At 34.7% G+C, this 23,819-nt stretch carries 22 protein-coding genes and 2 tRNA genes; 8 read left to right on the forward strand and 16 right to left on the reverse strand.

Annotated features, from left to right (window positions below; genetic code table 11):
- Positions 1–703 precede the first annotated feature (703 nt).
- The 4 genes from BW939_RS00005 to BW939_RS00020 all read right to left on the reverse strand — a co-directional run bounded on the left by BW939_RS00005 (position 704) and on the right by BW939_RS00020 (position 4,444).
- The gene (locus tag BW939_RS00005; protein ID WP_076448552.1) at positions 704–1,408 is read right to left on the reverse strand and encodes a C40 family peptidase; all 705 of its coding nucleotides are present in this window, start codon (positions 1,406–1,408) and stop codon (positions 704–706) included.
- A 361-nt stretch (positions 1,409–1,769) separates the two neighbouring features.
- The gene (locus tag BW939_RS00010) at positions 1,770–2,279 is read right to left on the reverse strand and encodes a tetratricopeptide repeat protein (protein WP_076448554.1); all 510 of its coding nucleotides are present in this window, start codon (positions 2,277–2,279) and stop codon (positions 1,770–1,772) included.
- Positions 2,266–2,964: a peptide chain release factor H gene (gene prfH, locus BW939_RS00015; RefSeq protein WP_076450042.1), complete on the reverse strand. Its 699-nt coding sequence runs from the start codon at positions 2,962–2,964 to the stop codon at positions 2,266–2,268. The genes BW939_RS00010 and prfH overlap by 14 nt, the downstream gene beginning before the upstream one ends.
- A gap of 88 nt (positions 2,965–3,052) precedes the next feature.
- Entirely contained in the window at positions 3,053–4,444 is a 1,392-nt protein-coding gene (locus BW939_RS00020) for an RtcB family protein (protein ID WP_076448556.1), read from the reverse strand.
- 618 nt (positions 4,445–5,062) lie between these two features.
- Here BW939_RS00020 and BW939_RS00025 point away from each other — a divergent pair.
- From BW939_RS00025 to BW939_RS00035, 3 genes are read left to right on the forward strand one after another with little or no spacing between them, the layout of a single operon-like run.
- Entirely contained in the window at positions 5,063–6,505 is a 1,443-nt protein-coding gene (locus tag BW939_RS00025) for a DUF4836 family protein (RefSeq protein WP_159439247.1), read from the forward strand.
- Complete coding sequence (locus tag BW939_RS00030; protein WP_076448560.1) at positions 6,498–7,145, forward strand: ATP-binding cassette domain-containing protein; 648 nt, start codon at positions 6,498–6,500, stop codon at positions 7,143–7,145. The genes BW939_RS00025 and BW939_RS00030 overlap by 8 nt, the downstream gene beginning before the upstream one ends.
- A gap of 4 nt (positions 7,146–7,149) precedes the next feature.
- A complete protein-coding gene (locus tag BW939_RS00035) occupies positions 7,150–8,310 on the forward strand; it encodes an ABC transporter permease (RefSeq protein ID WP_076448564.1) in 1,161 nt (386 codons plus the stop codon).
- A gap of 54 nt (positions 8,311–8,364) precedes the next feature.
- Here BW939_RS00035 and BW939_RS00040 read toward each other — a convergent pair whose 3' ends face one another.
- The 7 genes from BW939_RS00040 to BW939_RS00070 form a co-directional block, all read right to left on the reverse strand.
- On the reverse strand, positions 8,365–8,868 hold the full coding sequence (locus BW939_RS00040; RefSeq protein ID WP_076448566.1) for a hypothetical protein: 504 nt from the start codon (positions 8,866–8,868) through the stop codon (positions 8,365–8,367).
- A 320-nt stretch (positions 8,869–9,188) separates the two neighbouring features.
- On the reverse strand, positions 9,189–11,306 hold the full coding sequence (scpA, locus tag BW939_RS00045) for a methylmalonyl-CoA mutase (RefSeq protein WP_076448568.1): 2,118 nt from the start codon (positions 11,304–11,306) through the stop codon (positions 9,189–9,191).
- Positions 11,307–11,550: 244 nt separating this feature from the next.
- Positions 11,551–13,596 carry a prolyl oligopeptidase family serine peptidase gene (locus BW939_RS00050; RefSeq protein WP_228417052.1) on the reverse strand — a complete coding sequence of 682 codons (2,046 nt, stop codon included), beginning with the start codon at positions 13,594–13,596 and terminating at the stop codon, positions 11,551–11,553.
- A gap of 153 nt (positions 13,597–13,749) precedes the next feature.
- Positions 13,750–14,292, reverse strand: coding sequence for a hypothetical protein (locus tag BW939_RS00055; RefSeq protein WP_076448572.1), 543 nt, complete (start codon positions 14,290–14,292; stop codon positions 13,750–13,752).
- Between the two features lie 186 nt (positions 14,293–14,478).
- Positions 14,479–14,553 (reverse strand) — tRNA-Val (locus BW939_RS00060).
- A gap of 33 nt (positions 14,554–14,586) precedes the next feature.
- A tRNA-Val gene (locus BW939_RS00065) sits at positions 14,587–14,661 on the reverse strand.
- 39 nt (positions 14,662–14,700) lie between these two features.
- A complete protein-coding gene (locus BW939_RS00070) occupies positions 14,701–15,945 on the reverse strand; it encodes a bifunctional folylpolyglutamate synthase/dihydrofolate synthase (RefSeq protein ID WP_076448574.1) in 1,245 nt (414 codons plus the stop codon).
- A gap of 98 nt (positions 15,946–16,043) precedes the next feature.
- On the opposite strand from BW939_RS00070, the gene BW939_RS00075 reads away from it, so the two are divergent.
- The 5 genes from BW939_RS00075 to BW939_RS00095 are packed head-to-tail and all read left to right on the forward strand — an operon-like array spanning position 16,044 to position 20,264.
- Complete coding sequence (locus tag BW939_RS00075; protein ID WP_076450044.1) at positions 16,044–17,384, forward strand: TolC family protein; 1,341 nt, start codon at positions 16,044–16,046, stop codon at positions 17,382–17,384.
- A 1-nt stretch (position 17,385) separates the two neighbouring features.
- Positions 17,386–17,976: a SprT-like domain-containing protein gene (locus tag BW939_RS00080; protein WP_076448576.1), complete on the forward strand. Its 591-nt coding sequence runs from the start codon at positions 17,386–17,388 to the stop codon at positions 17,974–17,976.
- 4 nt (positions 17,977–17,980) lie between these two features.
- Complete coding sequence (locus BW939_RS00085; RefSeq protein ID WP_076448578.1) at positions 17,981–19,063, forward strand: mannose-1-phosphate guanylyltransferase; 1,083 nt, start codon at positions 17,981–17,983, stop codon at positions 19,061–19,063.
- Between the two features lie 33 nt (positions 19,064–19,096).
- Positions 19,097–19,762, forward strand: coding sequence for a hypothetical protein (locus BW939_RS00090; protein WP_076448580.1), 666 nt, complete (start codon positions 19,097–19,099; stop codon positions 19,760–19,762).
- The gene (locus tag BW939_RS00095; RefSeq protein WP_076448582.1) at positions 19,725–20,264 is read left to right on the forward strand and encodes a GNAT family N-acetyltransferase; all 540 of its coding nucleotides are present in this window, start codon (positions 19,725–19,727) and stop codon (positions 20,262–20,264) included. Before BW939_RS00090 ends, BW939_RS00095 begins: the two co-directional genes overlap by 38 nt.
- A gap of 72 nt (positions 20,265–20,336) precedes the next feature.
- On the opposite strand, the gene BW939_RS00100 is transcribed toward BW939_RS00095, so the two are convergent.
- The 5 genes from BW939_RS00100 to BW939_RS00120 all read right to left on the reverse strand — a co-directional run bounded on the left by BW939_RS00100 (position 20,337) and on the right by BW939_RS00120 (position 23,653).
- Positions 20,337–21,638 carry a C2 family cysteine protease gene (locus BW939_RS00100; protein WP_076448585.1) on the reverse strand — a complete coding sequence of 434 codons (1,302 nt, stop codon included), beginning with the start codon at positions 21,636–21,638 and terminating at the stop codon, positions 20,337–20,339.
- 14 nt (positions 21,639–21,652) lie between these two features.
- A complete protein-coding gene (locus BW939_RS00105) occupies positions 21,653–22,048 on the reverse strand; it encodes a hypothetical protein (protein ID WP_076448588.1) in 396 nt (131 codons plus the stop codon).
- Between the two features lie 149 nt (positions 22,049–22,197).
- On the reverse strand, positions 22,198–22,524 hold the full coding sequence (locus tag BW939_RS00110; protein ID WP_076448590.1) for an SUF system Fe-S cluster assembly protein: 327 nt from the start codon (positions 22,522–22,524) through the stop codon (positions 22,198–22,200).
- A gap of 18 nt (positions 22,525–22,542) precedes the next feature.
- The gene (locus BW939_RS00115; protein ID WP_076448593.1) at positions 22,543–23,235 is read right to left on the reverse strand and encodes a 3'-5' exonuclease; all 693 of its coding nucleotides are present in this window, start codon (positions 23,233–23,235) and stop codon (positions 22,543–22,545) included.
- A gap of 70 nt (positions 23,236–23,305) precedes the next feature.
- Positions 23,306–23,653 carry a tRNA-binding protein gene (locus BW939_RS00120; RefSeq protein ID WP_076448596.1) on the reverse strand — a complete coding sequence of 116 codons (348 nt, stop codon included), beginning with the start codon at positions 23,651–23,653 and terminating at the stop codon, positions 23,306–23,308.
- Between the last annotated feature and the right edge of the window lie 166 nt (positions 23,654–23,819).

A 23,819-nucleotide genomic window follows, 5' to 3' on the forward strand; every position in this document is an offset into this window, starting at 1 on the left:
GTTTAAAAAAAAGGTTTTTTTTGCTTTTTATAGGAGAAGCTGGGCGGGTTTAGCGTCTTGTGATGAAATAATAATAGAATATACTGCATCATTTGGGCCTGGGAAAATTCAATATTATAATTATCCGAAACAAAATCTTTACTAAAATTAAATGCTGATCTATATATAGAGATGAAAATTGTGTTCTCCTAAATCCTTTTTTTTTAAAGTAGCTATGCGAATTTTTAGTTTACATTTGAATCTTTTCGGGTGTTAAATAATGCAAAATGATAAAATGAAAAATCTCTAATGAAATTTTGATTTTGAAAAAATGCGTTTTATAATACTAGATCTTAAAATATGGATTCTTCTATATACTGCTGCGTCTAGATTAGAAAGAAAATATTTTGTGGGAACCACCAAAAAGGTTTGTTTACTGGATCGTGTTTTAGGAATAAATCTTCTTTATAGCCCCGATGGTAGCGGCATCCTTTTGTGATGAGGAACGAAGAGCAAAAGATACAGCGGACAGCGGGTTCCCGGCTCATAAAAAAAATGCAAGTTACAGTGAAGGAGTACACAGATCAAAATAGTAACATCTGGCATAGAATTAATAATGTATAAATTTATTTTCTACCTTTTCTACTTTAATTAGTGAAAAAATTTTAAGCAAAAAAAAAGAGACTGAAAATTCAGTCTCTTTCTTATCAATTATTTATTTGTATTATAAACTTGCTTGTACTTCGTAATTGGATGGAGTATTATAACTTTCGCCATTCTCATTAATCATTCTCTTGGCAAATCTAAACTTTGGGCCCCAATAAGAATCACTAAGAGATGAAACCATAACTCCTTTGGAAGTTGCAGCGTGGATAAATTTCACATCGCCATCTTCTGAAATACTTTCAACTATACCTACGTGAGAGATTCTTCTACCGTGGGAAAAGAAAACCAAATCTCCTTTCTGTAACTCTGTTTTATCAATTGACTCTCCTTCTTGTGCTTGAGATGCTGCAACTCTTGGCAATGTAAGACTTGCTGCTGCTCCGAAAACTGATAGTACAAAAGCTGAACAGTCTATCCCATTTCTACTCGTCCCACCATACCTGTAAGGAGTTCCTAAATAAGTCTCTGCTTCTGTAAGAATATTGTCTATTACCTTATTGTATTTAATTGCTTTTGCAATTTCAGAATTTTTCAGTTTATTTTTTGCATTAGATAAAGCTATTGAATTTTCAGAAACAAAAGAACTAATAAGTTGTTTTTTGTCTATTTGTAATTTTTTATTATCAACAGCAGCAAAATTGGCATCTGATTTGTTGTCTTTAATGTAGGTTGTTGGTTTTGAAACAACATAATTAGTAACACAAGATTGTAAACTTACAGTAGAAATTAGCATTACCAAATACAACAAAACTCTTTTCTTCATATATAAATTATTATCGTGTTAAACGTCTTTTTTATCTTTAAAGCGTTACAAAAATATCGATTAACACTAAAAACGTTTCGAAAACGACGTATAAAACCACTCTATTTAACACACTTTAACATAATTATTAGTTATGTTAAAACAAATAAAACCTCAGACGTCCGTATATGGTAGTTTTGAGGTTTTATTTATTAAGGTTTTTTAACAATTTGAAAAATTTGATAAGAAAGCTGATAAACATCATCAATTATAGCTTGATTTTAACTTATTGATATTTGATAACTCTATTCTTAGAAATACATTCCTTATATATATGAATGATCAATACTGCTAGAGAATTATTTTATCAAAATAAAGACATTTATACCATTTTCTTCTTGTCTCCAAGTTTCTTAGGCATTTTAGATTTTATAAATTTCTTTCTATTTTTCATCAAATCTAAACTTTGTGATGTTAAGCAATACTTTTCTGCTTCTTTCAAAAACTTCAAAGCATTCACAAAGCTTCCTCTTATCTCGGAAAGCAAAGCCCTGTAAAACAATAAAATTGATCTGTCTATTCCTTTTATTTTTAAAGCATAATTGATCAGTTTTTCTGCTTCCTGCAAATCTTCATTATCCAAAAGACATTTTATGTAGTATTTTGGTGTATTCAGATTCGTCACATCACATTGCATCGCTTCTTTGAAATACAGTTTTGCTTTTTCATAATCGGTTAGCATTTCACTGTAGATTCTTCCCATCAGACAAAGACTGTCCGCATCTTCAGGATCGTAAGAAAGCGCATAATTCAATGCCTTCAGACAATCTGGCAAGTTGTATGGATAATTATCCAAAGCTTCGAAATAATATTTACTTTTAGTTATGGTCATTTCTGTAATTTTTTAATTCATTTTTCAGTTGATTTCTTTCTTTTTTGAAAGATTTTTCCTGATGATTCTTTTTAAAATCGGTTCCCGAGAATGTTCGGATCGGATTTCCTCTTTGAACATTCAAATGATTGTTCCATGTTTCCTGCATTTGTTTTTCCAGTTGTTGGATATGAAATTCCATCACTTTTTCTTTGAGTCTGATGATGGAAAGTTTTTTATTTTCCAGTTGCGAACGAGAATCCTGAACAAAAACACTTTGTGCGGTTTTCACATAAGTCGCACGAACTGCTGTTTCCACTTTATTCACGTTTTGCCCACCACTTCCTTGGCTTCTCGCCGTCTGAAGCTGAATTTCTTTTTCATTAAAATCGATTTTCTCCAAACCTTCCAGTTCAAAAAACCCGATGAACCATTTGCTTCTTTTGTGGAATTTTCTAAACGTGCTTTTACCAATCCAAAGAACGCTTCCAAGCCAGGTTTTCAGAAATTCGTTGACTTCTTTTCCTTTTAAGAGTAAAGTTGCTGATTTCAAAGTCAGGTTTTCATCGCCATTTTCTCTGTGGATGATTTCGTAATCGATTTTATTTTGTTTTGTTTCCTCAAGGAAAACTTTCAGAACTTTGGCAACTACCCATTGACATTCTAAAGGTCCTCTTCCCGAGGTGATTTGTATTATTTTGTCCATTGTTTTTAAATTTGTTGTCGGTTGATGGTTGTCAGTTGATGGTGCTAAGAAAATTCTAATAACCATCAACCAAAAACTAACAACCATTTTATTTATCCATTCTCACAATTCGGGGTTGAAACGTTCCGAGGATGTCGACCAATTCACTTTGAGCGTTCATCACTTCATTGATATCTTTGTACGCCATCGGTGCTTCTTCGGTATTTCCGCCCATCAAGGTGACATTTTTGAGTTTTAATTCTTTTTTAATGTCATTTTGAGTGAAACGGTTTCTGCATTCTCCTCTCGAAAAAGCTCGCCCAGCTCCGTGTGATGCTGAGTTCAGTGAATCTGGATTTCCTTTTCCACGAACGATGAAACCTTTTGCCGTCATAGAACCCGGAATCATTCCCAACTCATTTTCGTTGGCAGGAGTTGCACCTTTTCTGTGAACGATCACTTCTTTTCCGTTGTGAATTTCTTTCCACGCGAAATTGTGATGGTTTTCGATCCTGGCTTTCACTCTTCCACCAACGACTTTCACCAATCTTCTGTGAATATCATCGTGACAGGCCGAAGCGTAATCTCCTGCGAGATTCATCGCTGTCCAATATTCTAATCCCAGATGTGTGCTCAAATCCAGCCAGGCGAAGTTTTGCGCTTCTTTTGGCAACGGACATTGTTCTGTCGCCACTCTCGAATAATATTGAGCGATTTCAGCACCCAATCCACGCGAACCGCTATGAGAAAGTATTCCGAGATATTTTCCTTTTGGAAGATTGATCTGTTTGTCTTCTTCCGTAATCTCCACTTCCCCGAATTCTACAAAGTGGTTTCCACCGCCGGAACTTCCCATTTGTTTGATGGCTTTTCCTTTTAATCTCCTCAAAATCGGAATTAAATCGAACGTATCTCTATCGAAAATTTCGTGGTCAACGTAAGATTTGTGCGTTTCGTAAATTCCGAATTTGGTGTGTTCGGCAAGCGCTTTTTCATATTTGTCTCTTGCGCCATCGAGATATGAAATTGGTGTATCCAAAATACTGAGTGCCATTCTGCAACCAATATCCATCCCGACTCCGTAAGGAATCACAGCATTTTCTACCGCGAGAACTCCGCCAATCGGAAGTCCGTAACCGCTGTGTGCATCTGGCATCAAAGCACCTTGTGTTGCAATCGGCAGTTTCAATGCAGTGTACAGTTGGTTTTTTGCCTCATCTGAAATATTGTTTCCGAAAATCTGGAAATTTGCTCGGTTGGTGTTGAGCATTCTTTTTTCTGTTTTCTTTGATGAAAGCAAAGCTTCCGCGATTTGTCCGAAGGTTAAATCTTTCTCGAAGTTTTCCGGATTTTGGTAGATTTCCTTTAAAAGAGATTTTACATAATGACTATTTTTGGTTGCAAAATTTCTTTTCATCACTTCCAAAGCAATGTTGACGCTCTGGTTGTTTGGATATCCTAGTTTTAATATATCTTTTCCTTTTAGTTTTAAATTTCCCATCTTTTTGATTTTTAGATAATAGACGTGAGATGATAGACATTCTCACATCGGATTTTTTTTCAACTAGATTTTTAGTTGATTTTTTACTGTCACATTGTTTTTTATGACAAATGTTGATTAGGAGTTGTAGTTTCTAGCCCCGATTGCAGCGGTATCCTTTTTTTGCGTTGGCTTGAAAAAAGCGAAGGCAAAAAAGATATAGCGGAAAGCGGGAAATTGCTCCTTAAAAAAATAATAAGTAACAATTCGACGTAGTCAAACAGCTCCTAATAAAAAATTGATTTCGGGGAAACGTTTTGAGTTTGAAATATTGCGCAATAAAAAACCCGAAATCTTACGACTTCGGGTTTTGATATTTCATTATACTGTTGTTCTAAGAATGTACCAAACCGCGAAGCCTCGCCTTTGCAAAAGGCAATCCTACTGATGTATGTAAGTTGTATTTGAACATTGCTTCGTTGTTATTTATTTGGTTGAACTTGATTTTCAGATGCAAAGATATTATTTTTTTTGAATTTTAAAATAAAAATTTATTTTTTTTCACTCCCTCATGATTTCAATGTAATACAAAATGTTATATTTGTTACCTTAATTCAAACTCATATGAAAAGCACTTTAATGAAAACATTACTTTATGCATTTGTACTTGTAATCTTTTTTTCTTGTAATTCTAACAAGAATGATGAGATCTTAACTTACACTACAGACACTACTTTGGGATTATCTCGGGTAAATCTTAAAGAAATCTCAAACAAAATTCCGGTGGACAAAATTTTGAAAGAGAAAAAAAATCTGCAAGCAGAAGAAAAGCTGTTTTTACAGTTGGTTAATAAACCTGGAGAATCTGGAATAGACATCGATAAGCCACTTTATTTTATAGTTGATCAAGGCAAAACGAATTCCGAATTTGATGCTAAAGCCTTTATGTGGATTAATGACAAAGCTAAATTTCAAACAAGCATGTCTAATTTAACTAAATCTAAAGTCACAATAGACAACAAAGATAATATCCTCATCAATGGACAACTTGTAGGAAACATGAAAGGCGAAATGGCAATCATGGTAAGCGAGAAGGCATACAATCCTTATGGTGGGTACAATTCTATGAATTCTTCTATGCCTCAAGGCTCTGAAAGAATAAATGCTCAATACTTTACTGATTTCTGGGCTAGAAAAGGAACAAAAAATGCTGCCATAAAAGAGCAAATAAATAAATCTTTAGTTGGAGACAAAGACGTAAGCGGATGGGTAAATCTTGCTGCAGTAGCCAGTTTTGCATCAAAAGGTTATATTGAAACTCTTGCTATTAATAAGCTAATTAAAGATTCTGGTATTGGTTTCGATTTTAATTTTGATAAAGGCAAAGCTGAAATGTCAACAAATACTTTTTTCAATAGTGATATGAAGAAAATTGTAGAAAAATACTATGACAAAAACAAAGTAAACTACGATCTTGTAAAAAATGTAGAGCTAGATAATGCAAAATCTTATACTATTGGATTTTTCAGTTTGGATTTCATGAAATATCTTGTAAAAGAAGCTGGATTTGAAGCCACCATAAATCATTATTTGGCTTCAAGCAATAAGTCTTTGGAAGATATTACTTCAACTTTCACTGGAGATTATGCTTTTGTGGATTTCAAAGTAAAACAAGATACTACAGACTATTACAATTACAGATCAGACAATGCTATCGTTTTAGGATTTAACCCAAAAAACAAAGCTACATTAACCAGTTTGATGGATCAGTACCTTACTTCTGCAGGTAAGAAATATATGGTAACAGACAATGAAGTAATTGTATCTGACAACGCAGAGGTACTTTCTCAGTTCCAAACTAAAAAAGAGGGTAAAAATGCGAGTCTGGACAAGAAATCTGGCATTATGTCTTATTCTTGGTCTGATGGTAAAGATTACAATCAAAAAGAAAATGCGACTGTAAAAATCATCAATATGGTAAATGAATCTAAGGAAGAGGGTGGAAATCTTGTTTCGAAATCTACTTTTACTTTGGATAAAAAAGACGAAAACGCACTGTATTATTTGTTAATGAATGACTAGTATTGTTTTAAATAATATTTCGCCAAAATATTTTACCCCGAAAAACATTGAAGATTCTGAAATCTGGAACAGAAATATCTCTTTCGAAAAAGGTAAAAAAAATCTAATCATAGCACCGTCCGGGAGTGGGAAATCTACTCTTGCGACGGCAATGCTGGGAACTCATTTTCAGTATCAAGGAGATATAAAATATGGGACTGAATTTGTGAAATCGTTGCATCTGGAGAAAATTGTTGAACATAGAAGACAAGGCATAAGTTTGCTTTTTCAGGATGTGAGGATGATTAAAAATCTCACGATTTCTGAGAATATTCTGCTTCGTGTTTTTAATAAAGACCGGAAACAGTACTTATCTAAAATGGAAGATTACTCCAAAAGGCTCGGAATTGAGACCCTTTTAAACAAAAAAGCAGAAAACTGCTCTTACGGAGAACGCCAGCGAAGCGCCATCGTAAGAAGCTTGATTAATCCTACAGACTTTTTGATTTATGATGAATGCTTCAGCCACTTAGACATCAATAATAAGAAGATTGCTTTTTCTCTAATCAATGAAATTTCTGAGGAAAGCGGAAGTTCGGTTATCTTTTTTGAACTAAACGAGTTTCCTTTCGAACATAATTATCACATTCTTCATTTATAATGCTATGAAGAAAATTTTCAATTCACTTATTTTATACGCAGGATTATTCATCGCCTTTATTTTGGTTTTGTCTTGTCTGCAATTGTACGAAAATGCCAACCGTTTATTCGGAAATAAAAGCTCTGATAGTAACTATTGGTTGACATTCAGTAAGAAACTAACTCCGGAAAATATCGGAAGAAAAGAACTTCTTGGTTTTAATGAAAATGATATTTCAAAAATTAAAAACTGGTCTGAGGTAAAAAGTATTTATCCTTTTTCTGCCAACGAATTTAAAGCTTCGGCCAATGGCGGAGATTTCATTCCCTTTTATACCGATTTATATTTTGAAAGTGTAGATTTGAAAGCGATTGATGTTCCTTTATCGGAAAAAGAATTTCAGGTGAAAGGAGACGAAATTCCTATTATTATTTCAAGAGAATATTTGAATCTTTACAACTACGGATTTGCCATCAACCAAGGCTTACCGCAGATTTCTGAAGATTTCGCTAAAAAAATTGAAATCAACATCAACATTACTATTAACAAGGAAAACAAAACTTATAGAGGGAAAATGGTTGGGCTTTCAGACAGGATTCATTCTGTTTTGATTCCGAAAAAATTCCTTGATTCGCTGAATGCTGCGGCAAAACCTGAGCTTGCCAGCCATCCTAAAATTTACAACAGGGTTTTGGTTCAGGTAAAAGATTCGGGAGATGAAGGATTGGTTTCTAAAATGAAAGAAAACGGTTATGAATCTAATCAGGAAAGCCTTCGATCGGCAAAAATTAAGTCAAAATTATTTCTGGTCTTAAAAGTTATTGCGGTTTTAGGTATTTTCATTTTCGCATTATGCCTTTATATTATTGTAAATTTTATTAAAATTCAGTTTCTGGAAAAACAGGAAGAAGTTTCTATTAAAAACAGTTTGGGATATTCGCCGAAAAAAATGGTAAGTGATATCAGCAGGAAGTTTAGTTTAAACTTAATGTTTGTTTTAATTTTAAGTTTAGGGGTGATTGCTGCCGGACAATATCTGCTTGCGAAATCGGATGTTTCTAACGGTTTACTTTCGATGTATGTGAATCCGTTTCTGTGGACAGTCATTATCATCATTCCGGTACTTGTGTATTTCTTTGTAAACATTCTGATATACCGCTGGCTACTGAAGTCTTGGAAATTATAATACAAAAACGACCATCATTTTGACGGTCGTTTTTTATTTTTATAGAAGAATATTTTAATCTTTGGATCCTAAACCATCCATTGTATCACTCATTCCTTGCCCAGGTGTTGCTGAATTCATTCGTTCTGAGCCCAAAAAATATAGATTATGTTTAGCTTTTGCTATAATTCCTCTTTCTACATCTTCGGGTATGTTGTCGGTAACTTCTTTTCTGATGGGTTCTCCTTCTCTTTGCTTAATGATTTCAATGGCCCCTTTTCCGTCGAGAATAAATTTAGCTTTTTGTGCTTCTTCATAATTGGCAGTATAAAGCACTACCGTTGTGTTTCCTCTGCTTTTTTTGCTGTACGCATCATGCATTTTCTTGTCACTTGAAAAAATATGATTCCAAAAATGTTTTGTATTTTCATCATCTTCAAAATTATCTGAAGCCTCTTCATGAATTTTTGATTTTGAAACGGTTATATCTTCGTCTCCAAACCCGTTATTTACTAATTCTGCTCTTATTTCCTCCGTATCTACTGTGGGTGGAAATACTGAAATCACTGTGTAAGCCATAATATTTTGTTTTTGGTTAAGACTGTAGATGCAAATGGTGTGCAAGAGTAGGCTTAAAAGAATGTTAAAAATAATTTGAAATCATAAAAGTTTTCATCCCTATCTATCTTTGCTTCTTTCATTGCAATTTCATTAAAATTATTATCGTTCACATCTCATGACAACTCATTCCCAAATCTTCAATAGAAAACTTTAATAGATAAAAAGGATAAATCCTATATCCATAATCTGAATCTACACAAAAATGATAGCTAAGGTAAAATTCTGTTGTGGGATTGAGCGAATCTCATTAGAATTGATTTTTCGTGTAGAATATTCATTTAATCTAAAAACCGATTCAAAATATCCACCGCACATTTCGGCAAATTCGTTCCGGGACCAAAAATAAAATCAGCTCCATTCGCATACAAGTATTCATAATCCTGTTGCGGAATTACACCACCAACGACAATCGTAATATCTTCTGCACCGAGTTTTTTTAATTCTTCCACGACTTGAGGAACTAAAGTTTTGTGGCCCGCTGCCAAAGAAGATACTCCTAAAATATGAATATCATTTTCTACCGCTTGTTTCGCCACCTCTTCCGGAGTTTGAAACAATGGGGCAACATCAACGTCAAATCCCATATCAGCAAATGCTGTTGCTACCACTTTTGCACCACGGTCATGACCATCCTGTCCCATTTTTGCCACCATAATTCTCGGGCGGCGCCCCTCTTCTTCTTCAAATTTTTGGGTAAGAGCAAGGGCTTTTCCAAAGTATTCGTTTTTACCTGCATTCATAGCGTAGACTCCCTGTATAGTTCTGATGTTGGCTTTATAGCGTCCGAAAGTTTCTTCCATAGCATCGCTCATTTCGCCCAAAGTAACTCTTCTGCGAGCCGCTTCGATACATAATGCCAAAAGATTTCCGTTTCCTGTTTTTGCAGACTCCCGGATTTCGTTTAAAACTTCTTCAACCGCTTCAGAATTTCTGCTCAGTTTTATAGATTCTAGTCTTTCGATTTGTTTTCTGCGAACTTCGGTGTTATCAATATCTAAAATCTCCAATTGCATCTGTTTTAAATTTGATTTAAAAGAGTTGACACCGATGATAAATTCTTCGCCACTATCGATTTTAGCCTGCTTTATTGCAGAAGCTTCCTCAATTCTCATTTTCGGAATTCCGGCTTCAATGGCTTTCGTCATTCCGCCCTCTTTCTCTACCTCATCGATGAATTTCATAGCTTCTTCAATCATCTGCTGAGTTAAAGCTTCTACCAAATTGCTTCCACCCATAGGATCTACCACATCACAAATTCCGCTTTCCTGTTGAAGAATAATTTGAGTATTTCTCGCAATTTTCGCTGAATAATCTGTAGGAAGAGCAATAGCTTCATCCAAAGCGTTTGTGTGCAAAGATTGGGTTCCACCTAAAGCTGAAGACAAAGCTTCGATGGCAGTTCTTGTGATATTGTTAAAAGGTTCTTGTTCTGTTAAAGACCATCCGGAAGTCTGAGAATGGGTTCTTAATGCTAAAGATTTTGGGTTTTGAGGATTAAATTGCTTCAACAATGTTGCCCAAATATATCTTGCTGCACGCATTTTTGCAATTTCCATGAAGTGATTCATCCCAATTGCCCAGAAAAATGACAACCTTGGAGCAAAATCATCTACATTCATACCTGCTTTTATTCCGGTTCTTACATATTCTAACCCATCGGCTAAAGTGTAAGCCATTTCCAAAACCGGCGTGGCACCTGCTTCCTGCATGTGGTATCCGGAAATTGAAATGGAGTTGAATTTTGGAATATTTTTAGAAGTATATTCAAAAATATCAGCAATAATCTTCATGGAAGGTGTTGGCGGATAAATGTAAGTATTACGCACCATAAATTCTTTCAAAATATCATTCTGAATGGTTCCTGAAAGCTTATCTTGGGAAACGCCTTGTTCTTCTGCCGCAACAATATAAAAAGAAAGAATCGGTAAAACGGCACCATTCATCGTCATAGAAACTGAGATTTCATCCAATGGAATTTCATTAAACAAAATTTTCATATCTTCAACAGAATCAATAGCAACACCGGCTTTTCCCACATCACCAACTACTCTTGCGTGATCCGAATCATAGCCTCTGTGTGTAGCCAAATCGAATGCCACGGAAAGGCCTTTTTGCCCGGCTGCCAAGTTTCTTCTGTAAAAAGCATTAGATTCTTCTGCTGTAGAAAATCCTGCGTATTGGCGAACTGTCCAAGGTTTCTGAACATACATCGTAGAGTAAGGTCCTCTTAAAAAAGGGGCAATTCCGGGAGAACTGTCTGCTATACTTTTATCTTTAATATCTTCAGCTGTATATTTTGACTTTAATTCTAATCCGTCTTTCTCGAATTGATAAATTTCAAGATGCTTTTCTAATATACTAAACTGGGGATTTTTGTTTTGAATTTCCCTTCTCATGAGTTCTGATTTAAGACCTTAAAAGTAAGCATTTTTGAGAGAATGTATTGTGATTGATTTTCAATATAAAACAACGAATATAAAACACATTAGTCACAAAAGAATTTTGATATTTACACTGCAGAAAAGAACACTGCATCTTATTTGGCTAAAGTGCTAAAAAAAGCGAGACTGTACTTACAATCTCGCTTTTTTTAAAATTTCTCATTACAAACCAGTTCATTACTGGAAATGACGGTAATAATTATTTATTCAGCTTTTTTATTCCCATTTCATACAAAGCAAAAGAAATTAAATCTGCATTTTCACTGATCACCTGATCGGTAGCTCTTCCTGCTCCGTGACCTGCATTTTTCTCAATTCTTACCAAAATAGGGTTGGTACACTTCTGTTTTTCCTGCAATTCTGCACCAAACTTAAATGAATGTGCCGGAACAACCCTGTCATCATGATCACTCGTGATAATCATCGTTGAAGGGTAACAAGTTCCTGCTTTTACATTATGAACCGGAGAATAAGATTTAAGATAATTAAACATTTCTTTGTTGTCTTCGGCAGTTCCGTAGTCGTAAGACCAACCCGCTCCTGCAGTGAATTTGTTGTATCTCAACATATCTAAAACGCCAACTCCCGGGAAAGCTACTTTAGCCAAATCCGGACGCATCGTCATGGTTGCACCAACCAACAATCCGCCGTTTGACCTTCCCGAAAGTGCCATATATTCTTTTGAAGTATAACCTTTGTTTTGAAGATATTCTCCTGCAGCAATGAAATCTTCGAATACATTTTTCTTATCCATTTTAGTTCCTGCATCGTGCCATTTCTTCCCATATTCTCCACCTCCACGGATGTTTGGAACAGCATAAATCCCGCCATTTTCCATCCAGATTGCATTCACTACAGAGAATGAAGGTTGTAAACTAATATTAAAACCACCGTAAGAATAGAGCATCGTTGGGTTTTTCCCGTTGAGTTTAATTCCTTTTTTATAATTAATCATCATCGGAACTTTTGTTCCGTCTTTTGACGTGTAGAATACTTGTTCCGAAACATAATCTTCAGGATTAAATTTCACATTAGGTTTTTGATAAACTTCGGATTTTCCCGTATCTGCATTGAATTTATACGTCGTTCCTGGTGTAATGTAGTTGCTGAAAGAGTAATACATTTCTTTTTCGGTTTCTTTACCTCCAAAACCGCCTACATTTCCTTTTCCGGGAAGAGAAATTTCTCTGATGAGTTTTCCTGTTTTGTCGAATTGTTTTACTTTATCAATTGCATCAACCATGTAAGTTGCGAAGAAATAACCGCCACCGCCGGAGATCCCCAATACATTATCTGTTTCAGGAATTAGGTCTTTCCATGTTTCAGGAGATGGGTTTTGAATGGTAGTTTTTACCAGACGCATATTGGGAGCGTCTTTATCTGTGAAAATGAAAAGATTGTCGCCTTCTGTATCTACAATATTTACGTTGATATCAAAGCCTTTATTGATCTGTACGAAGTCTCCTCCTTTTTTTAAATCTTTGATATACAATTCGTTTCCGTTGGTCGCATTGGCTGCAGAAATAATTAAAAACCTCTGGTCTTCCGAAACGCTTGCTCCTAAATATCTTCTCGGTGTTTTATCTCCTCCGAAAATCAACTGATCTGCAGCCTGTTTTGTGCCTAATTTGTGGAAGAAAACTTTATGTTTATCCGTCATTCCAGATAATACGGTTCCTTCTTTTGGTTTGTCGTAGCTAGAATAGTAAAAACCTTCATCGCCATGCCAAGAAATTCCGCTGAATTTTACATCAACAATGGTTTCGTCTATTTGTTTTTTGGTTATAGCATCGATGATGATGATTTTATTCCAGTCGCTTCCACCTTCTGAAATGGCATAAGCTGCTAAGTTTCCCTTTTTATTGAAAGACAGACTTGAAAGTGACGTCGTTCCTTTTTCTGAAAATTTATTTGGATCTAAAAAAACTTCTGTCGTTTTGGTTTTATTATCGGTTCTGTACAAAACAGATTGCGCCTGAAGCCCGTTATTTTTATAGTAATACGTGTAATCTCCTTCTTTGAAAGGTGCACCGATTTTTTCGTAATTCCAGATGTCTGTCAGCTGCTTTACAATTTCCTTTCTGAAAGGAATTTTAGATAAATAATTCTGGCTGTAGGCAACTTCCTCGTCTACCCATTTTTTGGTAGGTTCAGAATCATTTTCCAAATCTCTGTACGGGTCTGCAACTGCAGTTCCGAAATAAGTATCGGTTTGATTTCCTTTTATAGCTTTAGGATAATTCATTTTTTGGGAATAAAACGTAGCTGAAAACAATACTCCAGCTGTTAACAATATTGGTTTAAGATTCATTGCGAATGATTTTCTCAAAAATAAGGAAAGTTGCGGGAATAAAAAAAGCTTCTGTGAAAGAAGCTTTTGAATTCAATAATCGGTTATTTAAAAAGTCTTTTCTTCTTTTCTACGAACTAATTTGTTTCCTTTTACTTTGTAAGTTATGTTATAATGTTCTCCACTTAATCCTACATGCATGACGTAAGAAATTAAATTATTTTTAGCTTCTATATCATTATATTGGGATGATGAATATTCTCCAATTCTATAATATAAGATGTGTAAATCTTCAAGTTGTATTTCTTGTCCGTTTCTATGAACCTGCTCCACTTTGTCATAAGTCACTTTCCAATCATCTCTATAACTCTCATTTTCTAGATCACTTTTAAAATCATCAGTTTCATAATATAGTATATCTACAAAATCTAATAAAATTTTATCTGAGAACTTTGAAAAATTCGGTTGCGTTTTTAAATCTTTAATTGTTGCTAGCTTAAAATATCTATCATAATACATATTCTTTTCTGATTCTTTTAAAGATTGATATTCTTTCCTAAGTTCAGGAATTGAATTGATTTTTGAAAATCTGTTTTGTGAAAATACTGTAACACTTACAGTAAGCATAAAAAGTAAAAAGATTTTTTGCATTTGTTTGTTTATTAAAATTAATTTCCAAATATATTAACTAATCATTCATTATTTTTACGGGATCACGTAATTACAATAAAAAAATCAGATTTAGATTAAGAAATTTGCCTAGCCCCCAAGTTTTGGAATTGATCCCCATGAATAGGCATAAAATAAAAAACTCTCAGAATAATCTGAGAGTTTTTGTGGGCCCTGAGGGATTCGAACCCCCGACCCTCTGGGTGTAAACCAGATGCTCTGAACCAACTGAGCTAAGAGCCCTGAATTTTTTTGAAAGGTTTCAGTAAACCTTTGTGGGCCCTGAGGGATTCGAACCCCCGACCCTCTGGGTGTAAACCAGATGCTCTGAACCAACTGAGCTAAGAGCCCTAGACGATTTCTCGTTTTGAGTGGTGCAAATATACACACTTATTTTATATCAGTCAAGTTTTTTTCTAAAAATTCTCCAACAACAAAGTTACTTCCGCCAATAAAAATCATTTCTTCATTTGTACACTTCTGTTTTGCAGAAAGATACGCTTCCTGCACCGAATCGAAAATTTTATAAAATATTTTTGAATTTTTTAGCAAAACTTCATAATCTAAAGGATGTCTTCCTCTTTCGATGCTCGGTTTTGCAAAATAAAACTCAGAATTTTCGGGAAGAATAGACATTACGTCATCAATTTTCTTGTCATTCACAAAACCTAAAACAATATGTTTCCGTTTCGGAATTGAATTTAACTGTGAAAAAACATATTCCAAACCTGCCTGATTGTGTCCCGTATCACAGATTGTAAGCGGATTTTGAGAGAATTCAAACCACCGACCGATGAAACCCGTATTTTGATGCACCTTTATCAGTCCGGTTTTAATGTTTTCATCAGAAATATTGAAATTCTGCTTCTTCAATTCATCAATTAAAGCCAAAACTACTTTTATATTTTTTTGCTGATAATTTCCTTTTAAATCGGATTTCAGCTCTGTTTCGAATAATGTAGCATCAATAAACGGAGCATTTTCCTTTTCGGCTTTGGCTATAATGATGTTTTTTACCAATTCATTTTCATCTCCGAAAATAATTGGAGTTTCTGGCTTAATAATGCCAGCCTTCTCAAATGCTATCTCTTGGATCGTATTTCCCAAAATATTTTGATGATCAAGCTGAACATTGGTAATAGCTGATACTATAGGCTTAATGATGTTTGTGGAGTCTAATCTTCCTCCTAAACCAACTTCTATAATTGCAAAATCTACTTTTTTTTGAGCGAAATATTCAAACGCCATAATGGTTGTAAATTCAAAGAAGGAAGGCTGGATGTCTTCCGGAAGGGTTTTCAGTTTTTGAATAAAATTATAAACAAATTTTTTATCGCCGTTTTCTCCGTTAACTTTGATTCTTTCGGTAAAATCAATAAGATGGGGAGAATTGTACAAACCTACCGTATAACCAGCTTCTTGAAGAACTGAAGCCAGCATATTGCTGGTAGAACCTTTACCATTGGTTCCACCGATGTGGATGCATTTTATTTTTTCTTGTGGATTTCCAAAAAAAGCACAAAGTCTGGTAATGTTTTCCAATCCAGGTTTGTAGGCCTTCTCACCATCAATCTGATAATTTGGAGCTTGTACGAAAAGCCATTCTACAGCTTCTTGGTATTGCTGATTTGTCATGCTACAAAATTCTTGAAAGTTTTTTTAAAAAAAAATATAAATTTCACATCTGTTGTAACTTTTTTGCAATGAGATCGTCTAATTTGAAAAAAGCTGATATGAAAAAATTTCTGTTTATTCTTGCGGGATTTTCTGTTTTGAGCCTTAATGCTCAGAAAAAATGGTCGTTGCGGGAATGTGTAGATTATGCCGTGAAAAACAATCTGCAGGTAATTCAGAATGAATACAACAAACAAAACCAAGATGCCAATCTGAAAATTGCAAAAAACAATTATTTACCAACCGTTTCTGCAAATGTTGGAAATAATGTAAGTTTTGGGCAGGCTTCTTTGGGAACAGGAAGTATTAGAAACGATAGATTCAGCAATAATGCTAATATTGGAGCCGATGTTTTGCTTTACAACAATGGCAGATTAGAAAAAACGATTAGAAAAACTCAGTTTGATGTAGAGGCAAGCCAATACGATATTGAAACTATAAAAAATGATATTTCACTTCAGATTGCTCAGCAATACCTGAATGCACTTTTGAATAAAGAGATTGTAAAAATCAATCAAAGTGCAGTTTCTAATGCTCAAAAACAATTTGATCGTTCAAAAGCTACAACTGAAGTGGGAACTACAGCACAAACTGTCTTAGCAGAAGCTTCTGCTGCACTTGCAAGAGAAAAGCAAAACCTAAAAACTGCCGAAATTAATGTTGGGAGAAGTCTTTTTGCTTTAGCACAGCTCCTTCAACTTAGAGATTATAAAGATTTTGATGTAGAAAATGTGGATGTTTCAGATCAACTTACACCACAACTGGTTGCTGTAGATGAAGTTCTTACCACAGCTTACGAAAATCAACCTCAGATTAAAGCGGCTGAAATCAGAATAAAATCCGCCGAGGCACAAACCGTAGTTACGAGAACCGCATTCTATCCTACCCTTACAGCATCTGTAGGAATTGGAAGTTTCTACAATAATTTACTGAATACCAACAATGTGGGGTCGGATTTTTTTTACGTCAGTGAAAAATCTTTCTTTCAACAATACAAATCCAACTTTGGTCAGCAAGCGGGGCTTTCACTAAATGTTCCGATTTTTAATAAAGGAATCACAAGACTTCAGGTAGAGCAGTCTAAAATTAATGAAAGTATAGCTAAAAATAATTATGAACAGCAAAAATTTGCAGTAAGACAAAGCGTGCAGCAAGCTCAATTTGATGCCAATGCCAATTACGAAATTTATATTGCAGCCACGGAGGCGGAGAAAAACACAAAACTTTCTTTAGATTTTTCTGAAAAAAGCTACGCTGCAGGTCGTTCTACAATTTTTGATGTGAATATTGCGAGAAATAATTATGCAAATGCACAAGGCTCTGTAGCTCAGTCTAAGTACAACTATCTTTTTAGTTTAAAATTGTTGAATTTTTATGCGGGAATTCCTTTAACTTTGTAGCATGTCTATTCAAATTCTGGAAAAACATTTACCAGACAATTGCAGAACGCATTTAAAAAACTGGTTTTCAGATCATTCAATTCATATTAAAATTACGAAAGATCGCAGTTCTAAGCTTGGAGATTACAGAAAAAAACGTGATGGTTCACATATTATTACGATTAATTCCACTTTAAAGCCCGAACTTTTTTTCTTTGTCTTGACTCATGAATTGGCGCATCTCATTGCATTCGAGAAATACGGAAGAAGAATTGCTCCTCACGGAAATGAATGGAAACACACTTTCAGAATGATGCTTTTAGAGAGTATTGAGGTCTATACTGAAGAATTCAAACCTATTCTCACCTATTTTTCAAGATCTCCGAAGGCTAATTTTATGGCAAGCCCAGAGCTTGTGAAATACTTTCGCTTTGAAAACAATGAAGAAGAAGGTATTTTTGTAGAAACTCTTAAGAAGGGAGAAAATTTTATGTTCCGAAATCAAAAGTATGTTTTAGAAGGTCTGATCAAAAAAAACTATCTTTGTGTGAACCTCGCTACGGGCAGACAGTATTCTTTCAGACCTATGGTAAAGGTGCAAAATTGTAGTTAAAAAAATGTCAACATCAAATCAATACTGCGTCATCATGGCAGGTGGCATCGGTAGCCGTTTCTGGCCATTAAGTACGCAAAAATTCCCTAAACAGTTTCAGGATATTCTAGGAACAGGTCGCACAATGATTCAGCAGACCTATGATCGAATCTGCAAACTGATTCCGAAAGAAAATATTTTTGTTATTACCAACAAAGAATATATCACAATTTCTCATCAACAGCTTCCCGAAGTGCCCCAGGAAAACATTGTTGGAGAGCCTCTAATGAAGAATACATCGGCCTGCAACCTTTACATGGCAAACAAAATCCGAGAAATAAATCCTGATGCCACCATGATTGTTTTGCCGGCAGATCATTTGATTTTAAAAGAAGATATATTTCTTGAAAAAGCCAAAATAGCCCTGAACTTGGCTGCAAAAAAAGATTACCTCGTTACTCTTGGCATTACACCAACCAGACCTGATATTGGATACGGATATATTCAGATTGTAGACAAAGAAGGCTCAGATTTTCACAAAGTAAAAACGTTTACCGAGAAACCTATTTTAGAATTAGCTACCACTTTTCTTGAAAGCGGAGATTTTCTTTGGAACGCGGGAATTTTTATCTGGAATGTGAAGACGATTCAAAAAGCATTTGAAGAATTTTTACCAGAGATGACCCAGCAGTTTACCTCTTGTGAATATAATGCTGACAGCGAAACGAGCTGTATTGAAAATATTTATCCTAAAGTTCAGAAAATCTCCATAGACAACGGAATTTTGGAAAAAGCAAAAAATGTTTACGTTATTCCAGCTGATTTGGGATGGAGTGATTTGGGAACATGGACTTCCGTTTTTGAAAACAGTGAAAAAGATGAGAACAACAATGCCAACCCTCACAAAAATTCGCTTTCTTATAATTCTTCGGGAAACATTATTCATCTGAAAAATTTAAATAAAGCTGTTGTGATAGACGGTTTGAAAGATTTTATCGTTGTAGATACAGATAAAGTCCTTTTAATTTGCCCAAGAGATCACGATCAGCTCATTAAAGAATATGTTCTAGATCTGAAAAATCTTAAAAAAGGAGATAAGTTCATGTAAAAAGTCGGCATTATTTCTGCTGCAATCTATTTTATGAAGATTTTAAAGAACACCGGAGTTTTAGTTTTAATGTTTTTTTCTGTATTTGTTTTTTCTCAAGAGAAGAAGAAATTTACCAATGTACAGAATGTTTTGGCTAAAATAATCCCTAATGATAAGTTTGATTTTTGGGTATTGGTGTACAATAGTTACGGCAAAAATCAGGAGGTGAAAGCCTCTGGAACAAAGAAAGATTATCTTCCGCAATTTTCAGGTTTTGATCTTACACCCAGTAAAGATACATTTTTTTACATCGTAAATTCTAAAGGCGGAAAAATAAGCTACATTACAGAATTGAAGGATTTAAAACCATTCATAGGAGACATCGATAATGCAGAGGAAGCTGCTCTTTCTGCCGTACTGGAAGGATACATTATTGACGAAGAATTTGTAGACCTTGCCGCAAATTATTATCAAGACGCCAAAAATTATTATCTAGATTTGGGGAAAGTGACTTCTAAAGAATGCCCATACCAAAAGAAACATTTCACGATAACAGTTTCAAAATCGGCAGGAAAAATTGAAAATATAAAAGAAAATGGTTCCTACATAGAACTTTACAATAAAAAATGCATCAATAATCCGCGACTTTTAAAATTAGAAAAAAAGGAAGAAACTAAAGATGATCCTAAGAAGCAACCTGCAAAAAAACGAAAATAATATTTTTGAAACTGAAAGACTTATTATTCGTTTAATTTCTTTACACGATACCCAGCTTGTTTTTGATTTGTATAATATGCCCAAATTTATAGAGTTCATTGGCAACAGACATATCACCAATCTTGAAGCTGCGGAAAATTATATTGAAAACAAATTTTTCCCTCAAATAGATCGTTTGGGTTACGGAAATTACACTATTATCTTAAAGGAAGGAACTATTAAAATTGGTGCAGTTGGTATTTTTGAGCGTGAAGGTTTAGACGTTGCCGACATTGGTTTCTCTGTACTAGAGGAGTTTGAAGGTAAAGGCTTAATGTACGAGGCGGCTCATAAAATAAAGGAAGTCGTGATGCAAAATTTTGGTTTAAAGACAATTTCGGCAATCACTACAAAAGACAATTTCTCTTCTCAGAAACTAATTCAAAAATTGGATTTAAAATTCAAAAACTTCATAACTCTTCCAAATGAAGATAAAGAATTGATGTATTTTGAGAGTGAATAATATTTAAATAAAAAACTTTCACAGAAAAAATCTATGAAAGCTTGATATAAAATTTTGGCTTGTTTTGAATGATTATTTCGCAACTCCCATCCCTGCAAAATAGTATTTGAAAGCATTAATTTCCAATGCAAAAACTCCATCATTACCAATCATATTGATGGGTCTCCAAAAGCTGTTATCGAAGAAACTGATGAGACCCTGATAAGAATTTAAGCCATTGGGCTCTGTCACTCCCCAAGGGTTTCTAAGGATAATGTAGCTTTTATTATTGATTAATGCCCAACCTAAAATGGTATAAGCATGGTTTGCCACAATATTTGACCCTGAATAGTCTCCAGATCCATAAGTCCATGCTACCATTGGATGAATGGTTTTCATGCTCATTGAGTTTTCTCTCACGATACCGTATAATTGATCTGCAGTTCTTGTATTTGTGTAATAATACAAAGGCGTTTTGTTGTTTAATTGAGCAATTGCTTTTACAGGATCTCCGTAAGCTGTTTTTGTAATATCCGGCTTATCGTCATTGGTATTGTTGATCCATTTTGCAAATGCTTTTTCGTAGACAGCAGGCCAAATCTCTCCCGCATCATTACTTCTGCAGTATATAGGGTTGCTGTAATTGTTAACAATTGTATTGTCTGTAACCTCTATCAACTTTGTTGCAGCGTCTTTTCCGCCACCTTTTGTATAAAACTGGACAGCATTTACGCGTTCTGTTTCTCCCACTCCGGTAGCACGTACTTTATGCTGTATGGCATAAGGTGTTGCCCAAGCCAAGGCTACAATAGCAGAGATAAAATAGCAGTTCCCTACAGCACCCTGAATAGGATCATTAAATTCTGTAACATCATTGAAGAAATTCCCTCTGTCGCTCCAAGAGCAGTTAGCTGGCGTCCAGCCCGTATTTGAGTTTTGAGTATTAAAGAGAATTTCTCTGATAGCCGGAGACAGTATGGTGTTGCTGATTGTGTTATTGAGTTTCGGGACATTCAATACTACTTTTACTTCTCCCCTGTCTAGTCTTGCATTTTTTACAGAAATCCCGTCAAGGTCTTTAACACCAAAATTGGAAAGATCTCTCAAGTTTTTGATCGTTGAGAAGTTAATTGTTTCTAACTTATCTACCGCTCTCACTTTAATATCTTCCATTTTCATGGTTGTTATAGTGTTGTCTTTTGCAAGCTGTAATCCCGCATAAAGTGGCGAATTAAATTTAATGTCAAAAAGTTCTGCATAATTTTTTTCTAAAGCCTGCTCAATAATTTGATAAGATTTTGCGTCTTTCCAATCAAACTTTCTTCCTGTAATTGCTTCTGTTAATGCGTAAGGATTGATCACTCCTATTAGCATTTCTTTTGGTGCTTGATCCATGATAATAATTGTTTTTAATGGTTAATGATTTTATTAATATTGTTTAAAAAATCTGAGTTGTAGAGAAAAAGAAAGCGATTGAAAAGATCGATACCAGGGAGGTCATCATTTTGAATAAAACTCTTTTCAGAATTTCGTTGGCATAATTCTAAGGTTCGTTGGCTTCCACCTACTTTCGAAGAAGACTTGGAGAGCATTTTTAGATTGATAAGACCAATGATAAGTTGCTCCAAGATCAAAACATTTATTTTTTTTGATTCCGAATAAACATTTTTTTCATCAAGATCATACCCCTTGAAAACTTTGAGCTCCGCAATACCATTGCTCGAAAAAACGAGATCGTAACGGTATGCGTATTCTGGCGGAACACTTCCGTTATTGAATGTGGCAATTACTTTTTTATCTTTCATAACTCTAGTTTGATAATCCAAAACTAAAACAATGTAACAAGCATAATATCAGTATATTCACTATTTTTAACCCGTGAAAAAACGGTAAATAAAAAAAGCTGCCACAATTGTGACAGCTTTCTGTATTATTGAATTTAAAGATTCAAACATTAAAGCATTCCCAGCTCAAATTTCGCCTCTTCGCTCATCATATCTTTATTCCAGCTTGGCTCGAAGGTTAGTTCGAGATCTACCTCGTTTACTTGTTCTACTTCTTTCACTTTATCTTTCACTTCTTGTGGAAGTGTTTCGGCTACGGGACAGTTGGGTGTGGTAAGGGTCATGATGATCTTCACATCGGCCTCTTCGGAAATCTGCACGTCGTAAATTAATCCAAGCTCATAAATGTCGACCGGAATTTCAGGGTCGTAAACCGTTTTTAAAACACCAATTATTTCTTCACCAATATCTGCGATTTGATCGTCTGTAAATTTCATTTTTATGATTAATCTAAATTAAGAATACCTTTTCAACAAATCTTCCTGACGCATACGCCGGAAAATATTTGCCAAAGTTAAGACATCTTTTTCACAATAATCTACAATTCTCTGCAAGTCTTTTTCTATGTAGTAAATTGATGAAACCATTGAGCCATCTATATCATCTTTTGGCGTAGGAATACCGAAAACATGAGCCAGAAGTTCCAGAGAAACGAAGCTTTTGTAATCTCCGAATTTCCAAAGTTCCATCGTATCGATGTGCGGAATTTCCCAAGGTTTTTTTCCGAAAAGCTGAAATGGTGTTGGTGGTTGCATACCATTGATGAGGAAACGTCTCGCAATCCAAGGAAAATCAAATTCTTTACCATTATGGGCGCACAGAATAACATCACGAAGCTTCGGACTGTTGAAAATTTCTCCAAATTCTAAAAGAAGTCTTTTTTCTTCGTCATTTGCAAAACTTTTGATTTTCAAAGTGTCATTTTTTTCAAGCATTCCTATGGTGATGCAGATAATTTTACCAAATTCTGCCATGATTCCGGCTCGGTTATAAAAGTCTTCCGGTGAAATCTCGTCTTTGCGCTGATATCTCGTTTTCTTATCCCAGAGGGTTTGTTCTACATCTGGAATCTCCTCCCAATTTCCGTACTGCGGAACAGTCTCTATATCAATAAATAAAACTTTTTCTAAAGGAATATTTTGTATCATATTTGTGTTTATTATTTAATAACTATTTTACTCTTTTTAAACCCTTTTACGTTTAGCAATTTTCTAGAACTCATCCTACCTGCAAGCCGTTTTTCGTTGGCAATGAAAGAGAAAGAAGCGTTACATCTTTAGAATCTTCGCCGTAAACTCCCAAAACAAGACATTCACTAAAGAAATTGGCAATCTGTTTTTTAGGAAAATTAACCACCGCTAAAATTTGTTTTCCTACTAAATCTTCCTTGCTGTAGAGAGAAGTGATTTGTGCAGCAGATTTCTTCATTCCCAAGTCTCCAAAATCAATTTCAAGCTGATAAGACGGATTTCTCGCTTCTTCAAAATCACTTACAGAAATAATTGCTCCGCACCGAATGTCTAATTTCTCAAAATCAGTCCAGGATATTTCTGGTTTTATATTCATTTTAGTTTTGTATTTACTGATCTCTAAAACAAAAGTATTAAAATTTAGATTTACAATTTATTTACTACCAAACGATTTTGTTTTTTTATGCTTAAATACTAACCCATTTTAATAAAAAAAGAGAACATGATCTGCAAATTAAAAATCACTTTCCAATTGATAAAAA

Origin of the sequence: Chryseobacterium piscicola, assembly GCF_900156685.1 — a bacterium.
GTDB lineage: Bacteria > Bacteroidota > Bacteroidia > Flavobacteriales > Weeksellaceae > Chryseobacterium > Chryseobacterium piscicola.